The 18,701-nt window shown below is 55.9% G+C and carries 10 protein-coding genes; 1 reads left to right on the top strand and 9 read right to left on the bottom strand.

The window, feature by feature from the left end:
• The first annotated feature begins 231 nt into the window (after positions 1-231).
• Positions 232-8,742, top strand: a complete 8,511-nt coding sequence (locus AC1P02_RS10680) for a GH36-type glycosyl hydrolase domain-containing protein (RefSeq protein WP_485185373.1) — start codon at positions 232-234, stop codon at positions 8,740-8,742.
• A gap of 370 nt (positions 8,743-9,112) precedes the next feature.
• Here AC1P02_RS10680 and AC1P02_RS10675 read toward each other — a convergent pair whose 3' ends face one another.
• The 9 genes from AC1P02_RS10675 to AC1P02_RS10635 all read right to left on the bottom strand — a co-directional run bounded on the left by AC1P02_RS10675 (position 9,113) and on the right by AC1P02_RS10635 (position 18,692).
• Positions 9,113-9,793 carry a hypothetical protein gene (locus tag AC1P02_RS10675; RefSeq protein ID WP_485185372.1) on the bottom strand — a complete coding sequence of 227 codons (681 nt, stop codon included), beginning with the start codon at positions 9,791-9,793 and terminating at the stop codon, positions 9,113-9,115.
• A gap of 380 nt (positions 9,794-10,173) precedes the next feature.
• Entirely contained in the window at positions 10,174-10,638 is a 465-nt protein-coding gene (locus AC1P02_RS10670; RefSeq protein WP_485185371.1) for a hypothetical protein, read from the bottom strand.
• 20 nt (positions 10,639-10,658) lie between these two features.
• Positions 10,659-10,919 carry a hypothetical protein gene (locus tag AC1P02_RS10665; RefSeq protein ID WP_306641018.1) on the bottom strand — a complete coding sequence of 87 codons (261 nt, stop codon included), beginning with the start codon at positions 10,917-10,919 and terminating at the stop codon, positions 10,659-10,661.
• Positions 10,919-11,164: a hypothetical protein gene (locus tag AC1P02_RS10660; protein ID WP_429179633.1), complete on the bottom strand. Its 246-nt coding sequence runs from the start codon at positions 11,162-11,164 to the stop codon at positions 10,919-10,921. The genes AC1P02_RS10665 and AC1P02_RS10660 overlap by 1 nt, the downstream gene beginning before the upstream one ends.
• Before the next feature lie 341 nt (positions 11,165-11,505).
• Positions 11,506-12,300, bottom strand: a complete 795-nt coding sequence (locus AC1P02_RS10655; protein ID WP_485185370.1) for a hypothetical protein — start codon at positions 12,298-12,300, stop codon at positions 11,506-11,508.
• Positions 12,300-15,470 (bottom strand): T6SS effector BTH_I2691 family protein, encoded by a 3,171-nt coding sequence (locus tag AC1P02_RS10650; protein WP_485185369.1) that lies wholly within the window; start codon positions 15,468-15,470, stop codon positions 12,300-12,302. The genes AC1P02_RS10655 and AC1P02_RS10650 overlap by 1 nt, the downstream gene beginning before the upstream one ends.
• Complete coding sequence (locus AC1P02_RS10645; RefSeq protein WP_249276931.1) at positions 15,467-16,336, bottom strand: DUF4123 domain-containing protein; 870 nt, start codon at positions 16,334-16,336, stop codon at positions 15,467-15,469. Before AC1P02_RS10645 ends, AC1P02_RS10650 begins: the two co-directional genes overlap by 4 nt.
• Positions 16,336-18,381 (bottom strand): type VI secretion system Vgr family protein, encoded by a 2,046-nt coding sequence (locus tag AC1P02_RS10640; protein WP_485185368.1) that lies wholly within the window; start codon positions 18,379-18,381, stop codon positions 16,336-16,338. Before AC1P02_RS10640 ends, AC1P02_RS10645 begins: the two co-directional genes overlap by 1 nt.
• An 11-nt stretch (positions 18,382-18,392) precedes the next feature.
• Positions 18,393-18,692, bottom strand: a complete 300-nt coding sequence (locus tag AC1P02_RS10635; protein WP_125606263.1) for a type VI secretion system PAAR protein — start codon at positions 18,690-18,692, stop codon at positions 18,393-18,395.
• Positions 18,693-18,701: the final 9 nt, after the last annotated feature.

The raw sequence follows: 18,701 nt of genomic DNA, 5'->3' as shown, positions 1-18,701 counted from the left end.
AGGACTCACCTTTCCCCGTTCTTCCATTGAACAGTTCATTAGCTACCCAACACCTGGGCCCTTGCCTGTCTGCTGTCGCGCGACAGGCGAGGCTAGCCCCTTCATCAGTCATGCATGTCGATGGCTCCGAACGAGCCGCCGACAACAGAGAGACATTACCCATATCCAACGATGGATTGATGTTCCACGAACGCGGACCCGGGTCCGGTAACAACAAGCAGGGAGATATCCATGAATGGTTGGTGCACTAGGTTATTTGGCTTCAAGCCAACCAATGACCCTTGGCAGGACAAGGAGCCCGTTCGTGAAGAGTTGTTCGGCATAGAGCGGCTGGAATCCCACGCCATGACGCTGGCAGAAGCCCAGTCAGTCACCGCCAGACCGGCGGCGGTGCAATCATTGCATCTGCGCCTGAAAGAAAACGAGGCCGTCTTGTCATCAGCCCATCAGGCAAATGCGGCTGAACTCGAACTGGGGCACGATCTGACCCATGCGGCCGAGTGGTTCCTCGACAACTATCACCTGGTCGAAGCCCAGATCTACGAGATCCGCAGCAGCCTGCCCACCAGCTACTACCGTCAGTTGCCAAAGCTGGCCGAAGGCCCCTTTGCCGGTTATCCCAGAGTCTTTGGCATCGCCTGGGCTTTCATTGCACACAACGACAGCCACTTCGACCCAGAGATCTTGAGCCGTTTCATCCTGGCCTATCAGCGTGTGCAACCGCTGACCATTGGTGAGTTATGGGCTGTCCCCATCACCCTCAGGATCGTGCTCATTGAAAACTTGCGGCGTCTGGTTGAGCAGATCACGCTGGCCCGCCAGGCCAGAGCCGATGCAGATCTCCTTTGCTCGCGCCTGCTCGCCTCAGGGTGCGCCTTGTCTGCGCTGAACGAAGACATTGCCTCCCGTGCCACAGGCCCACTGTCCGAGATTTTTGCCGCTCAACTCGTCAAACAGCTGCGTGACCAGGATCCCGATATCACACCGGCACTCGGCTGGCTGGAAGCGCGCCTGACGCTGCAGGGGGGGTCCATCGATGAAGTGGTCCAGCATGCACAGCAGCGGCAGGGGGCCTCCAACGTCACCATTCGCAACATCATCACCAGCATGCGATTCATCTCGAACATCGATTGGAGCGAGCAATTTGAAAAGATGAGTCTGGTGGATCAGCAGTTACGAGCCAGTACCCACTTCGCCGAGATGGACTTTCCCACCCGCAATCTCTATCGCCGGGCAATCGAGCTGCTGGCCCGCTCTTCCCCCCACGATGAGCTGGATGTCACGGCGCGGGTCCTGTCGGCGACCCGACAAGATGTCGACACCCTGCCAGACGACATAAAACTCAGGGTGCAGGATCCCGGTTATCACCTGATGGCCGAGGGTCGACTCGCCCTGGAAACCGATCTGGGTTTTCGCCCCCCGTTACGCCTTCGACTTCACCGGTTTCATTCCCGACTCGGGATCGGCGGCTATGTCGGCATCATTACCCTGCTGACGCTGCTTTTGCTGACATTCACCTACCAGCAGCTCGCACAGCCCGGTGAGCCATGGTCCCTCTGGATGCCGCTCTTCATCCTGTTTGCCTTCTTGCCGGTCAAGGCGGCAGCCATCTCGCTGGTCAACTATCTCATCAGCTTTTATCTGGTGCCCATGCCTCTGCCGGCCATGGATCTCACTCACGGCATTCCCTCATCCCTGCGCACCATGGTGGTCATCCCCACCCTGCTGACCTCTCACTCCGATCTGCTGGCACAAGTCGAGCAGCTGGAGATCCATCACCTGTCAGGGATCAGTGGCGATCTCAGCTTTGCCCTGCTCTCCGACGGGATGGATGCCGCCCAGGAACACATGCTCGAAGATGCGGCCCTGCTGAGCGAAGCCAGTCAGGCCATCGCCCGCTTGAACAGCAAATATGGCCCCGGGCCGTCAGGGGATCGCTTCCTGCTGCTCCATCGCCACCGCCAGTTCAACCCGGGCGAGGAGTGCTGGATGGGCTGGGAGCGCAAGCGTGGCAAGCTCTATGAGCTGAACCGTTTGCTGCGAGGGGCAACGGACACCAGTTTTATGGTGATCGATGGTCAGCCCCCTGCCGTCCCCCAAAATGTGCGCTATGTCATCACCCTGGATGCAGATACCCGATTGCCGCGGGATACCGCCAGTCGCCTGATTGCCAAGATGGCGCATCCCCTCAACTGCGCGCATTTTGATGCCGATCAGCAGCGCGTCACCCATGGCTATGGCATTCTCCAGCCCCGCGTCACACCTTCTCTTCCACTGGGTCAGGATGGCTCTTATTACCAACGGCTCTACTCAGGGCCCGGCGGCATGGATCCCTATGCAGCCACCGTTTCGGATATCTATCAGGATCTGTTCGGGGAGGGCTCTTTCACCGGCAAGGGCATCTACGACGTCGATGCGTTTACCGCCGCGCTGGAAGGGCGTGTACCGGAAAATAGTCACCTGAGCCACGACCTGTTTGAGGGCATCTTTGCCCGCGCAGGGTTGGCCTCGGATATTGAAGTTGTCGAAGAGTTTCCATCGCGGTACGACGTCAGTGCCAAACGGCAGCATCGCTGGACACGTGGCGACTGGCAACTGCTCGCCTGGATCTGTCAGCGCAAACATGGCCAGCATTCACTGCCCCTGATAGGGCGTTGGAAAATGTTTGATAACCTCTGCCGTTCACTGCTGGCACCGAGTGCCCTGCTGGCTTTTCTGGCGTCCTGGCAACTGCCGTTGGGCACGGCCGTGGCGGCGGATCTGATGCTGCTTGCCTGTCTTGCTCTTCCGATATTTTTGCCCCTCATCTTCACCATACTCCCGCGCAAACAGGATATTTTATGGCGCCATTATGTGGGCAGGATTGGCAATAGCCTGCAGCGTGCCGTCATGCAAACCCTGCTCAGCCTCACCTTTCTGGCCGACCAGACCTGGCGCATGACAGATGCCATAGTCCGTACTCTGTTCCGGTTATCCCTGTCACATCGCCACCTGCTGGAGTGGACCACCACGGCTCAAACCTCGGGCGCACCGCGACTGGCCTGCCAGGGCTTTTACCAAATGATGATGAGCGGTGCGGTACTGGGAATGGGAGTGTGCGCCATGACGCTGTTCAGTGCCCCCACCGCCTGGCCGCTGGTACTGCCTTTTGGCACCCTCTGGCTGCTGGCGCCCCTGGTGGCGTACTGGACCAGCCGGCCCCGTTATCTGAGCAAACAGATGACCTGCAGTGCCAGGGAAGCGGTAGAGCTGCGGCTGATTGCCCGCAAGACATGGCGCTATTTCGAGACCTTTGTGACCGATCTCGACAACCAGCTGCCACCTGACAACTTTCAGGAAGTTCCGATAGAGGTCATTGCCCATCGAACCTCGCCCACCAACATGGGACTCTATTTGCTCTCGACCCTGGCTGCCAATGACTTTGGCTGGGCCGGGCGCGAGGCCGTCATCAAACGGCTGGAAGCCACCCTGGAGGTGATGCAACACTTGCCGCGCTTCAAGGGCCACTTCTTCAACTGGTATGACACCCGGCGCCTGCTCACCCTGGAGCCGGCCTATGTCTCTTCCGTTGACAGTGGCAATCTTGCGGGCCATCTGCTGGTGGTCGCGAGCACCTGCGAAAACTGGCAACAAGCCGCCGACAACAGCTCGATACGCAGCGGCTTGCAAGACACCTATCTGCTGATGCTTCAGGCCCTGCAAGCCTACCCGGTGAAAAACAGCGAGCCGGTGAACACGCTCACGGCCTGCCTGAAAGCAATCAGCAACCAACTCTATGGCGAGCAGCCCGTAACAAGCCAGCTAGCTGAGCTCGAACGGCTTGCGCAGCAAGGCGTCGAGACAGCCCACCGTATTGATCTGCCAGCGCATCCCAAAGAGGGGGCCGAGGTCATCTTCTGGTCAGAGGCGCTCCGTCAGACGGTGGCCGAACATCGCCAGGATGACGCCAGCCTCCCCGATGCGCTTGCGCCACGGCTGCAGGCACTGGCCGAACGCGCACGCACCCTGGCCATGGGAATGGACTTCGCATTCTTGCTGGATTCGGAGCGCCAGCTGCTCTCCATCGGGTATTCCCTCTCCGACAACCGGCTCGACAACAGTTGCTATGATCTGCTCGCCTCGGAGGCAAGGCTTGCCAGCCTGTTCGCCATCGCCAAAGGCGATGTCGTGACCAAGCACTGGTTCAAGCTGGGTCGCTCTGCTACCCCGTTGGGCCAAGCTGCGGCCCTGATCTCCTGGTCCGGCTCCATGTTCGAGTATCTGATGCCCTCCCTTGTCATGCGGGCCCCTATCGGCTCTCAGCTGGAGTGTACCAACCGCCTGATCGTCGACTTGCAGATAAGCTATGGCCACTCGCTGGGCATTCCATGGGGCATATCGGAGTCGGCGTTCAACGCCCGGGACATGGAGTTCACCTATCAATACTCCAACTTCGGCATTCCCCAGCTTGCCCTCAAGCGCGGACTGGCCGAAAACCGGGTGATAGCACCCTATGCCACAGGTTTGGCCGCCATGGTCAACCCGGGCGCTGCCTTGAAAAACTATCAACGGCTGGCTGCCATGGGTGGCGGTGGGCGTTACGGCTTTTACGAGGCGCTGGACTTTACCCCGTCCCGTTTGCCCGATAACCAGGATGTGGCCATAGTGCACAACTTCATGGCCCATCATCAGGGGATGACCATCGTCGCCCTCGCCAATGCACTGCATCAGGGGCTGATGCGCGCCAGATTCCATGAAGAGCCCATCATTCAGGCTTGTGAACTGCTGCTGCAAGAGCGGATCCCGCAGGACATGCCCATTGTCAGACCCCGTGCCGCCGAGATAAAGGCATCGCGGATCAGGACCATACAAGACGTGCGATCAGTACGCCGCTTGTCCTCATCGACCCTGGGTGCCCCCGTGACCCACCTGCTCTCCAACGGTCGCTACAACGTCATGCTCACCAGTGCGGGGGCCGGCTATAGCCGTTGGGGCAACATTGCCATCACCCGCTGGCATGAGGACGCCACTCGGGACCACTGGGGTTCTTTCCTCTTTTTGCACGATGTCCACAGTGGTGAGACCTGGTCTCCTTGTGCGCACCCGCTGGGCAATTCCGACCACAAGGGGGAAGTTGTTTTTGCCGAGGATCGGGCACAGTTTATTCATCATCACGACCGCCTGACCACCACACTGGAAGTCCTGGTGTCCGGTGAAGCGGATGGCGAAGTACGACGTATCTCGCTGAACAACCGTGGTCGCAGCACCCGCTGTATCGAGCTCACCTCTTACGCCGAGGTCGTGCTGACCACACCGGAAACTGACAGGGCGCATCCCGCCTTCAGCAAGCTCTTTGTGGTCACCGAATTTCTGGCGGAGCTGGGCGCGCTGATTGCGACCCGGCGCCCCAGAACACCGGAAGACAGCGAGATCTGGGCCGCTCACTTCATCATTGTCGAGGAGCAGCTGGCCGGTACGCTTCAATATGAATCCGATCGTGCCCGGTTTATTGGTCAGGGCCGAACCCTGGCCTCGGCCCATGCCTTGCAGCGGGATGTTGCCCTGTCCAACACAACGGGCACAGTGCTCGACCCCATTTTCTCGCTGCGCCAGCAGGTGCAGGTCTTGCCCGGCAGCAGTACCAAGGTTGCATTCTGGACGCTGGTGGCCTCATCGCGGCAGGCCTTGCTCGATCTCATCGATCAGCACCACAACCGCCATGCCTTCCAACGGGCCAAGACGCTGGCATGGACCCAGGCACAGGTGCAGTTGCACCATCTGGATATTCAGGCGGCGGATGCGGCCAACTTCCAGCGGCTCGCAGCTCCCTTGCTCTACGCTGACTCGCGCTTTCGCGCCTCATCGAACACCATTTTGCATGGGCTGGCACTGCAATCCGCCCTCTGGCAGCTCGCCATCTCAGGTGACCTGCCCATCATGCTGCTGCGCATCGATGACATAGAGGATCTGGCCCAGGTACGCGAACTGCTGCTGACCCATGAATATCTGCGCATGAAACGTCTGGCCGTCGATCTGGTGATCGTCAATGAGCACGCCGCTACCTATGTGCAGGATCTGCAAAATGGCATAGAGACAGCCGTGCGCAGCAGCCAGTCCCGACCACGCTTCCATAGCGAGCTGGCCCGCGGCTCCGTCTATACGGTGCGCACCGATCTGATGAATGCCGAGGTTTGCCAACTGCTGTATGCGGCGGCGCGGGTCGTACTGGTCGCTCGCCGTGGCTCCCTGCAGGAGCAACTGGCCCGTCTGCCAGACACATCACAGTCACCGCAACCCTCACCTGTCTTCAGGGCCCCCCACATCGGCGCCAGCAAACATTTACAGCATCCCGAGCTGGAGTGTTTCAATGGGCTGGGTGGGTTTGCCAAAGACGGACGTGAATATGTCACCTTGCTCAGCGCGGGTCACACCACACCCGCCCCCTGGATCAACGTGATTGCCAATCCGCAGTTTGGCTTTCAAGCCTCCACCGAAGGCAGTGGTTACACCTGGGCCGACAACAGCAAAGAGAACCAGCTGACCGCCTGGTCCAATGATCCTGTGACGGATCCCGTCAGTGAAGTCATCTATATTCGCGATGAAGAGACCCTTGACCTCTGGACGACGACCGCTCAGCCCATTCGTGATGGCGGTACCTATATCGCTCGTCATGGTTACGGTTACAGCAGCTTCGAGCATCAGGTTCACGGCATCCATAGCGAGTTGCTGCAATATGTCCCGGTAGCGGATCCCGTCAAGATCTCCCGCCTGACATTGCGCAACCAGACGAATGTCCCCCGCCGTCTCTCAGTGACCTGTTACGTGGAATGGGTGCTGGGCGCCTCTCGCAGCGTCACAGCCCCCTTTATCACGACCCAGATGGATGCACAGACGGGGGCCATGCTGGCACACAACCCCTGGAATGCCGCCTTCCCTGGCCGGGTAGCCTTCCTCGATCTGGGGGGACAGCAAACGAGCTGGACCGCCGATCGCAGTGAGTTCCTGGGATACCGTGGTCAACCCGCCTCTCCTGCGGCGCTGGCAAGCCATAAAGCCTTGTCTGGCAGCACAGGGGCCGGGATTGATCCCTGTTCAGCGCTGCAAACCCATGTTGATCTTGCCCCGGGCCAGAGCCTTGAGCTTGTGATCCTGCTCGGTCAGGCAGGCTCAACCGAACAAGCCCGTGCCCTCGTCACCCGCTATCGTCATGATCTCGATGTGGTGCTGGACGAGGTGGAGGCTCAATGGCAGGCACTGCTCGGGGCCGTTCAGGTCAAGACCCCGGACAGGGCCATGGACATAATGCTCAACGGCTGGCTGATGTATCAAACGCTCGCATGCCGGATCTGGGCTCGTTCTGCCTTCTATCAGGCGGGAGGCGCTTACGGTTTTCGCGACCAGTTGCAAGACGGGATGGCGCTCAGCTTTGCCAACCCCCGGAGCACATGGCAACATTTGTTGCGCACGGCCGCTCGCCAGTTTATTGAAGGGGATGTGCAGCATTGGTGGCTGCCCCACTCGGGCCAGGGTGTGCGCACCCGGATCTCCGATGACAGGGTCTGGCTGGCCTTCGCCACGGCCACCTACGTTCGAAGCAGTGCCGATGACAGCATTCTCGATGAGGAGATCCCGTTTCTGGAAGGCCCGGCACTGGGCACGGAGCAGCAGGATGCCTTCTTCCTGCCACAAGTATCCGAAACGTCAGCCTCTCTGTATGAGCATTGCGCTCGCTGCCTGGATCAAGCCATGGCGCTCACCGGGAGCAATGGTCTGCCACTCATGGGTTCGGGTGACTGGAACGATGGGATGAATCAGGTCGGCAGTGCAGGCAAGGGGGAGAGTGTCTGGCTAGGCTGGTTGCTACTGCGCACCATCAGTCTGTTTGCGCCCCTGGCCCACGCCCGTCAAGACAAGCGTGCCGAGCTCTGGCTGGCTCATGCCAACCGGGTCGGGGTCGCGCTGGAACGCAAAGCCTGGGATGGTGCCTGGTATCGCCGGGCGACCTTCGATGACGGCAGCTGGCTGGGTTCAAAAGAGAGCCCCGAATGCCAGATAGACTCCATCGCACAATCCTGGGCCGTCCTGTCCGGTGCGGCCAACCCGACCCGAGCCAGAATAGCCATGCAATCCCTGGAGCAACACCTCATCAAATACGATCAGGGTTTGTCTCTGCTGTTCAGTCCACCGTTCGACAAGCTGACCCAGAATCCGGGATATATTCGCGGATATCCGCCCGGACTGCGCGAAAATGGCGGCCAGTATACTCATGCCGCCATCTGGGCCATCCTCGCCTTCGCGCGCCTCAAAGAAGGCACCAAGGCTTATGACCTGTTCTGCCTGCTCAACCCCATCAACCATGCACTGGATCCTGAGGCCGTCGAGCGTTACAAGGTTGAACCTTACGTGATGGCTGCGGATATCTACTCAGTCGCGCCGCACAACGGTCGTGGCGGCTGGACTTGGTACACGGGGGCGTCTGGCTGGATGTATCAGGCCGGTATCGAAGGCATATTGGGGATCCGTCGTGAGGGGCAGCTGTTGCTCATCGCCCCCAACTTGCCCGCGCATTGGCCCGGATTTAGCGCAACCATCACCCTTGATGCCGCCCACTACAACATAGCGGTGAATACAGAGGTGTTATCGGGGCTGCAAGCAGACACCCTCCGACTCGATGGTGTGCTGATGGAGCCTTGCGGCTCACCATTTCGCGTGCCACTGATCGATGGGCACCACAGGATTGACATTACCCTGGCGGTGCAATAGCAGAGTCGAATTGAACAAAGTAGAGACAAAGCGGCCTGCTCCCGGGCCGCTTTTTGCTAGATTGCACGCACGCCCAACTTTTTATCCTGACCATGACGTGTATCCCAGCCAGACCAAGCCAAGGACTGGGTATAGGCCCTCGATCGTTAGCTGGTAATGGTAATCCTTATCCGCAGCTTATTAACTAGCTGTTCAAAGCGAGCCGGCTCGTCTTACTCAGACCAGCCAGCAGGTTGTTTACCCTTGGTAGATTGCTCCAGCCACTAATACAATATCACTTTAGTTACTCTTGGAGCTCATCCATTTTTCTTGGAGTACCAGCATCAATTTTATTATGGGGAGCCTTCATTAAAGATGATAAGGATTTAAATTATCTATATTCATCACAACTCAACGTCGGTAGCAAAAACAATAAAATTCTATTCAAGTCACTTTCATGGCAATATATATTCGCGAACCCAGAGTAACCAAATGGAACAGTTTCAAATCTAATATAGGATATATCTCTAACCACTTTAACAAGATTAACCTTGTCTTTGTTAAATAGAGTGTAATCTGTGGTAACTTCCTTTTTGAAATTAGTAAAAAAGAATGCAAAAAGTGCCATACCACCTGCACCAACTAGAGCAATAGGCCCTAAAATAGTAACAGCTATTACGCATACCCCTCCCCCTAACCAAGCCAGCACACGCACTATGTCGTAAGCCATTTCAGGTATCGCATCCTGATAAGTTGTGATGAGGCCTTCAGTTGTCATTCGATAATGGTAGTTTTTATCAGCCAGCCATAAATAACGAGAAAACAGAGCAACCAAAATACTAACAATTATAAACCCCCAGCCAGAGTTGCTACCTCCATATAAAACAAACGTACCAACAAGAAACAATATCCCCGTAGGGAACAATATAGCAAAAAGGACTCCTACTGTTTTCACTTTAATATCCCACTCATACACTGCAGGTGCGTGTTTTATTTTATTTTTGTTGACTTCAACAATCTTTTGTTGCTCTTCATGTGAAGTTTTGCAATGGGACTCGCCCTGCTCACTCATGTCATTTTTTTATTAGCATTGTTCATTATTGATTTCCTTGACTACCGACTACTAGTCGCCGGCATAGAACCCAACTCTCCGCTACTGCTATCCAAAATGATGGACCCGTTACTATTTCCACTACCCTTGAAGATAAATTCCCACCGTACCATGCCCCCCAAATACCCGAGCTCCAGTTTGATGGCCGAATTGGTATCGACACCCAACGGCAAGGTATAGACCAACTCATCCCAGCGTCCGCGTTTGGTCTCCTGTATTCAGGGCTTCATGGCTGTCTGATAACGAACCAGCTTGACCTCCTCGTCAAACAAGCTGACAGGTAATTTCCATGGTGAACTGCCACAATAGTTATTTATCTAATGACAGCTAGGATATAAACATCAGGTCATTGGGTGACCTTTAATATACTTTATCTCGACGCATCTAATCTGCTCTTTAATCAGTTCAACAACCCATTCAAAATCCTCAGGCCTACAATATAAGTTATCGCTATATGATATTTTAAAGGGGTTTGATTCGAATCTAATCGCCTTTTTTCTATTAGAAATAGAAAGCGTGTAGGGCCAGTCTTTTTTAAACATTGTTTCATGCTCTGACACTTCACTTTTAAAGCCAGTGAAAAATACCGCAAAGAGCGCCATCCCACCTGCACCAACCAGCGCTAATGGCCCCAATACGGAAACGGCCATCACACATATTGCCATTGCCAACCAAGCAAGACCACGCACTATGGTGTAGGCCATTTCCGGAATAGCCTCCTGATATGTAACAATTAAACCTTCTGTTGTTAGTCGGTAATGGTAATTTTTATCCGCCATAACTAAATAACGTAAATAAAATATCATTACGATGGAAACACCAAGCGCTATATAAAAAAACTCCAGTCATTACCACCTGTTGAATATACACTCCCGCCACCAAAGAGAAGCATCATAGAACCGACTACTATTGATATCATTACCCAAGCATACGCCTCTGGCACTCGGGTATCCCATTCGTGGAGCGTCGGTGCCTCACGCACCCTTTTTTGATTGGCATCGATAATGCGTTGTTGCTCTTCCTGCGGTAGCTGATGAAAAGGCGTCTCCTGCTCGCTCACCTCTATTACCTCGTTCGCCTTGTCCATTATTTACTCCCTTGCTTGCCGACCACCAGCGCAGGCATAGTACTCAACCCGCCTGAGCTTGTCTCCAATGTGACAGGGCCACCACTATTGCTGCTGCCCTTGAAAAGAAATTCTCGCTGTATCATGCCTCCCAGATAACCCAGCTCCAGTTTGATGGCCGAATTAGTATCGACACCCAGCGGCAGGATATATACCAACTCATCCCAGCGTCCGCGCTGCGTCTCTATCACTTTGGGCGGCAGCATGATAACGGTCCAGCTCCTCTTTGGAGCGCGCGGGTATCATCTGGCCAGCACTGGCAAGTGGTTGAGAAGTGACATTTAACCCTATAGTTTGTCCTCGCAAATGGGCGGGGAGCGAGAGTTCCAACTGCCACTGGGGGCGACCAGTGTCCATCCAGCCCTGAGGCCTAGAACGAACCACAGTCAAGCTGGCCCCCGGCTTATTGACCAGCAGTTCAAAACGAGCCAGTTCATTCTCGACGGACTGACTGCCCAAGAGTTGATTGAATGACCATTTCTCTGAAACCAATAATTTGAATATTCCTATAGCTGTCACAGCTAAACAAACGTATTATGCTAATAGGTTATTTTTCAATTTCATCCAGTTTCCTTGGGACGCCAACATCCAATACACCCACAGGAGCTCTACGAAGAGATAATTCACTTTTAAACTCTCTATATTCATAGCACCCAAGCTCTCTCATTAAACCTGATAATACCTTATATAGTTCACCTTCATTGCAATATAAATAAGAAAATTCGAACCAACTGAATGGGATGATATCAAACCGAATAAGGCCTCTATTTTTTACCACCTTCACAACATATTCTTGTTCTTTATTAAATACCGTGTACTCAACCGATATTTTCTTTTCAAAGTTAGTGAAAAAAATAGCAAAAAGTGCCATGCCACCTGCGCCAACCAGTGCTAACGGTCCCAATACGGCCACTGCTATCACGCAAACCACCACCCCAAGCCAAGCCAAACCACGGACTATGGTGTAGGCCACTTCGGGAATGGCATCATGATAAGTGGTGATTAACCCTTCTGTCGTTAGCCGGTAATGGTAATGCTTATCAGCCATAACTAAATAACGTAGATAGGGGAACATAATTGCCCCTACTATAATAAAAACCCAACCGCTAGATGATTTATTCCATAACATTCCTGCACCAATAATTACAGGCGTGCCGATCAACAACAATATAAAAACAGGAACAAAAGACTCCCTAACCCTTATTTCCCATTCATGGATTGTCGGTGCCTCGCGTACTCTCTTCTGATTATCAGAACTGATTCTATGCTGTTCTTCCTGCGATAGTTGATGAAAAGGAGTCTCCTGCTCGCTTGCCTCAGCTATTTCATTCATCTTGTTCATTATTTACTTCCTTGATTGCCAACTACCAGAGCAGGCATATTTTTCAGTTCACCACTGCTGGTATCCAATGTGATGGGGCCGTTGCTATTGCCGCTGCCCTTGAAGACAAATTGCCGCTGCACCATACCGCCCATATAGCCCAGTTCCAACTTAATGGCGGTATTGGTATCGATCCCCAAAGGCAGGGTATAGACCATGTCATCCCAGCGTCCTCGTTGTGTTTCCAGCGTCTTGGGCTGCATGGCAGCCTGATAGCGCGCCAGATCCTCTTTGGATCGCATCGGCACCATCTGACCAGCCCGAGCCAGAGGCTGACCGATCACCTGCAGTCCTATAGTCTGCCCTCGCAAGTGCGCAGGGAGCGAGAGTTGCAACTGCCACTGTGGGCGACCACTGTCCATCCAGCCCTGAGCTGGGGTGCGTACCACCGTCAGGCTGGCGCCAGGCTTATTAACCAGCAATTCAAAGCGAGCCAGTCCGTCTTCTGCGGACCAGTTGGCGGGTTGCTTGCCCCAGGTGGATTGCAGCAGCCACTTTTCCAGATCCGAGCGTTTAAATATATTCAGCAGCACTGTTAGAGCAAGATAGGCTATGCCCAGCACAAAGAGTCCGACTATCATCCAAGGCGCAAAAATCGCTGCGATTGATGAGAAACCCAGTCCATTACCCAATAGATAGAAAAGTTGTGCACCAAAGATGATTCCCTGCCCCAGCAATACTCCTGCTTTCATCTGTAAGAGCGTCTTTTCCATATCGCTTATCAGGGGATCCTGACTGGCCTGGAAGGTGTCCCACATCTCTGCCCCTGCAGCCACCATTCCCAATCCAGCAAAAGCTAACATCCGTATAGAGAAGGACTTAATCAAAGCTCCGCTCTCACTTCCCAACACGTCACTAATTGGCAATGATGTTAGTGTTTTGCCGTTAATTACTAGAGGCTTTAACTTCTCCCACGCAGCCCCCTGGTAGAGCGCGGCGATGGCATTGCCCGTCCAGGCAAAGGCCGAGCCCAGCTGCATATTTGCCCGTCCCAGACCGATGGACTGGGCGTTTTGCGCCGTCCCTGCAATGACCACAGTCAGGTTCCAGAGATTGAGCAGGGCCACCAAGCCACCAAAGGTAGCCAGATTGGGGACTCTCTCGTTCATGGCAGTGATGCGTTGATTCACTCCACTGCGCACGCTCGCCAGATAGTCACCGACATATTGTCTGGCCTGCTGCTGGTAAAGATCGCCTTTCAGTTTGACCAGCATGGGCATCTCGCTGGCAATCAGGGTATCCAGCCGTTGCTGCAGGGTTTTTAGCTGGCCATTGATGGCTTGCACCGTGGTATTGCGCCCGGGTGGTGGCGAGCTGATGGCCGACATCTCTTTGACAATGGACCAGACCCTCTGCTGGAAACTGTTGTGGAGCATCCGATAGCCGCGGTTGACCTGCAGCGGCTGGTCGCCGAGCAACGACTCCAGCAGCACCAGCCTCAGATTGCCTGCCAGGCTGTTCTTCCAGGCGTGGGGCAAGATAGCCGCCATGATCTGGGCGTGAGCCCCCTTGGCCATTGATTTTCCCGCCACCTTCATGGCCTCGATCACGGCTTCGGCAGTCTGGAACCAGGATTTCTGCTTGAGCCTCTCATCCCCTAATAGCGTTTCCAGATCGGCCGCTCTACCAAAGAGGGCCGTCATGTCGCCAGACGAAGTGCTGAGCCAGGCATTGTCTACCGTCTGTTCGCTCAGTCCCTTGTACAGCTCAATATCAAAACCATAAGGGGCCAGCGCCAGCAAGTTGTCGCGGCTCTTTTCGCCAAGCAGTTTTTCCAGCGCTTTTTTCCTGGTCTCAGTGCTGCAACTGAGGGAGAGCGCCTGCCCAGCCTCGGCAAACAGGGTCTGCAGATAGGCTTGTCCCTTGGTCGTTCTGTTGTCCAGACCAAAGGGCAGCGGCTCGGCCTTGAGGCGGGTCACGCCATTGAACAAGTCCTCATGGGCCCGACCCAGAGCCAGTTCCAGCTCATTGAGTGGCACCTGATACTGCTTGATAAACGCATTGAGCCCAGTCCAATTGACCTCATCCTGGAAGGCTGCGCGCTCTTTCCACTGCCTTACCTGCTTGTGGGATGGGTTGAAACCATATTGTTCCCGCAAGATTTTCAGCTTGGCATCTGCTTGCTTCTCCATGGGAGAGTCAAACCTCACCACGCCAGGCTCTGCCGTCATGCTCTCCATATCCGCGAGATAACGATCCCCAAGATAATCATCCAGCGCCTCTTCAAACGCCTGGGTCCTGGCCACATTGCCCCTGACGGAGGCGGGCAAATCTTTCTCATCGAGTCGCACCCTGGCCAGATTGCGCGTCACCTCGGCCATCATCAGCTTGTGCGTGTTTACCTTGCGCAGTTTCTCATCTTCACCCATCAAAGCTTCCCGCTTGGCCAGCAGTTGATTGACCTTCATGGAAAGGTCGGCAAGATCGGCCAGCGGATCCTCCAGAGCGACCACCATGGCGCTTTGGGGATCTGGCATTCCCGCCTTGTAGGCGGCGGGTGAACCCGCAGGCTTGTGTGCCAACAGTTTGATCCCTTGCTGATCCTCTTCTGCCGGCTTGGCCAGTGGAGCACAAGAGAGCACGAATCCCTGATTCGACATCCCCAGATCCGCGACCTTGTCGAGTAAATCAGGCAGGCCGCAATGGGGTGCCTTCATGGAGCTGGCAAAGCTGCCCAGCTTGACTTGTCGCATCCAGGCACTGCGCAAGCTGCTGCTCTTTTCCATCTCTTTTCTGATGCGCCCCGTCCAGCGCTGGGGAGAATAAATGAGGGAGAGGGTGTGACTCGCCGGGTAGAGCAGATGACCCTTGCTCCCCTTGCTTTGACTGATGAAAGTCGCGCCCTTTATTTCATATTCATCGAACGTCTTGGCCTTTTCGTCATAAACATAGAGCCAGCCATCACGCAGTTGGCGCAAGGCATAGTCGCTCTCTTTGAACTTGAGCGGGGCCATAAAGCCAGCGCCGGCAGGCACTGGATGAGGCTGCTTTTGTGGCGGGGAAAACGGCTCATCGAGGGCGTAACGCACAGGGATGATGGCAATCTTCTTGTTCTTGAGCGGGCAGACTCCTGCCGGGCTCTTGCTGTTGTTTGGACTTGCACACTGGGCGGCTTGATTGGGCGTACTCATGCGTCTTGATCCTTTTTACTCAGTGCTTCCGCCAGCTCAGCGGCTTGCTCAATACGTTGCGATGGGGTTTGTGCCGAAGGCTGAGTGATCAAGGCCTTTATACGGGGATATTCATCCTGCTCAAACCAGCCACTGCCGAGGTAGCCAAGCACATTGAAAAACAGCAGCAAATCCCGTTCACTCTCGAACCCCTTGCCATAGGCCTGTTCAGCCCAACGGGCAATCCACGCTGCGGGCTCAATTTGTTCCTGCAAACGGGCCGGGAACCAGCTGGCCATGTGTTGCCGGATCACATCCAGGGTGTGCTGCCAGCTGACTTCCCCCAGCCGAGTCCACTGCGCATCCGAGAGTCTGAACCGTTTACCAACCGGCTCACCCAACTCAGGTGACACTGTCTTGTGCCACCACACTGGCTGGTTGGCTTGCCGCACCGGGATCCAGACCTGCTCAACGTCTTGCCAGAGCCAGGGCTCGTCATCCATAAACAAACGCCACATGGTTTCAGGCATGGCAAGTTTGAGCAGGATCCGGCTGCCGTAAGGGCTTTCGACTTCGATTAGCGCTCTCAGTCGCTCAGCAAGAGGCAACAAGCCAAGCTGGGACGATAGCAGGTAACCCCATGATGGTTCACGGTTTTGCATAAACCAATCGAGCAGATTAGGCGTTGCACACACCAGACAGGGGCTCACCTCTCGCAGGCTGTCCCAGGGAGCATAAAGATAAATAGGCTGATAAACGGGAGCATCATCCTGTTCGAACAAAACCCTTTCCAGCTCGGGAATACGGGCACCATCGAGCAGCAAATAGAGCCGCTCAGCGTTGGCCAGCTCAATATCGGGCGTCATCTCGAGTGGGATAGCTCCCATCAATCGCCCCCTTCCTGCCCGGCCAACTGCTCACAAATTTCACAGACCGGCTCTGCCGATTTCAGCGTCGCAATCTGACGCACAGGCTCCATCGGCGGCGGCGGTGCTACCACTTCAACCTCACCGGGCTGGATCGGCATCTGGCCACCCCAGCCGGAGCCGGAACCCGGGCTGCCACCGGAGTTCATCTTGATGGAACCGCCGCTGAGAGTGACGCCGCTTGGGTCTATTTTGACGAAGCTGCCGCCCACTTTCAGGGTCAGCTCGGCGCCTGCCTCCATCATTACTTTCATGCCAGCCTTGTGATGCACCTCGCTGCCAGCATCGACCAGCAGGGACTGACCCAGTTTCTGATGCATGGAGGCATCGACGGTCAGCGACAGGTCACCCTTGACCTGGTCCCGCTTTTCTCCTTCCACGCTCAAATGGTCGTTGGCCTTGATGCGGGTCACCCGCTCGTTGTCGATATCTGTGTGCTGGTCATGCTTGATGTGCCAGGCCGCATCGTTTTCGATGAGTACGTTCAGGTCTTTCTGGCCGTGGATATAAATCTCTTCCTGCCCCGCCTGGTCTTCAAAACGCAGCTCGTTGAAGCCCTCACCCTGATGGGTTTCGGTGCGCAGCACGGTACGGGTCTTGTTGGCTGGCAAGTCGTAGGGCGGCCGGTTGGTGACGTGGAAGGTGCGACCGGTGACGATAGGCTGGTCCGGGTCCCCTTCCAAAAATGAAACGATAACTTCGTGACCGATGCGCGGAATCGCCATCATGCCGTACTGGCCACCCGCCCAACCCTGGCTCACCCGCACCCAGCAGGAGCTCTGGTCGTTGGAGCTGCCATATCTGTCCCACGGGAATTGCAGTTTCACCCGGCCGTGTTCGTCGCAGTAAATCTCTTCCCCCTCGGGGCCCACCACGATGGCAATTTGCGGGCCGTCCACCATGGGCTTGTGAGGGGCTTGTGGGCTGCCAATACGGGCACGCCAGGTGGTCGCAGCTTTGACCACCCCAAACTCGTTGTGGTAGACGGTCGGGCCGCTACCCCCCTCCTCTTCCAGCGCCTGTGGCTGCAAGCCGGTGTGGCTGATGCGCACGATTTGCCAGTCGGTGTTGAGGCTGCCGTTCGGGTGCTCGGTCAGCGAGAAAAACTGCCCCGGCAGCAGGGCTGCACTATTGGATTTGCCGCTGCCCGCCACTGCGTCATTGCGCAGCGCATCGAGCCTGTGCTGGGCAAACGCTTTGCCGCTCGGGTCCTGCTTGTAGCGACCGGGAAAATCAAAGTGCTGGTAAGTATCGCGCTGGTGCTCCAGCTCGCTGCCCTGTTTCTTGTGGGAGAGTCCGTAGGCCGGGGTCTTGAAGCTGTAGTCCTTGAGCTCCACATCGCTGGGCCGTACCGCTTCCCGGTAGTGGAACTGGCGCACATATGGCCCTTGTTCCAAGGAGCGGTTGCCCAGGTTGAAGAAGAGCTCGGGACCGGCTGTTAATGCAGCCGCGTCGTCGGCAAACACGATGCGGTGTTTGCCCACGTCGAATTCATGGAAATAGAAGAGCCCCTCTTCGGCGGCGAGCCGGTTGACGAATGCAAGGTCGGTTTCCCGGTACTGCACGCAGTATTCCCGCTTGGCGTGCTCATTCTTGAGGGCAAAGGCGTAATCGGTAATACCGTGCTCTTGCAGCAGGATGGAGAGGATTTCATCGGGTTTCTGCGCCTGGAAGATGCGGGAATTGTGACGAAGCGAAAGCCGCCACAGCGCCGGCTGCACCATGAGCTGATAGCGGGTACGGCGAAAGCCGCTATCCCCTTGCGCAAAGTCACTGACCACACCACACACCCGCCGCTGCAACTCGCCGTTGTACCACACCAGCAGTTCGCACGGCTGGTCCAGCACATCGGCAAAGTCGACATCCGGCTGGGGGCTGGCCAATTCCAATCGCAACTGGAACGGGCTGTTCAGCGCCTCTTCCAGCACAAACTCGGCCACCACGAAAGTGCTCTCGGGCAGCGCCCCTACCTTGACGGTGAATTGTAATCCTGTGCTGTCTGCCATAACGCTGTTCCTTATCCTGCCTGTCCGCTGCCCGAGCCAATCACAACCCCACCGCAACCGATGGCGGTACCGGTCACGGCGATGGGTTTGCCACTGCGCCGCAAAGAGCACAGGACAGTGCCGACGCTGCCCGAGATGCTGCGCGGATGGAGGGGATTATTGGGTTTGTCATGGGGTGCCAGCGGATCGCCCTGACGGGCCACCGGTTTGCCGTCGAGAAAGACGTCCGGGCTGGCAGCAATCACTGGGGATGGGTGAAAACCATCGTGGTCGGTGCCTATGTCACCGAGCACTGAAATAGTGGAACACATCTCGACTGG

It is taken from the genome of Aeromonas sp. TS_SC_11 (genome assembly GCF_057318915.1).
This window is presented reverse-complemented; position numbering and strand designations above follow the sequence as displayed.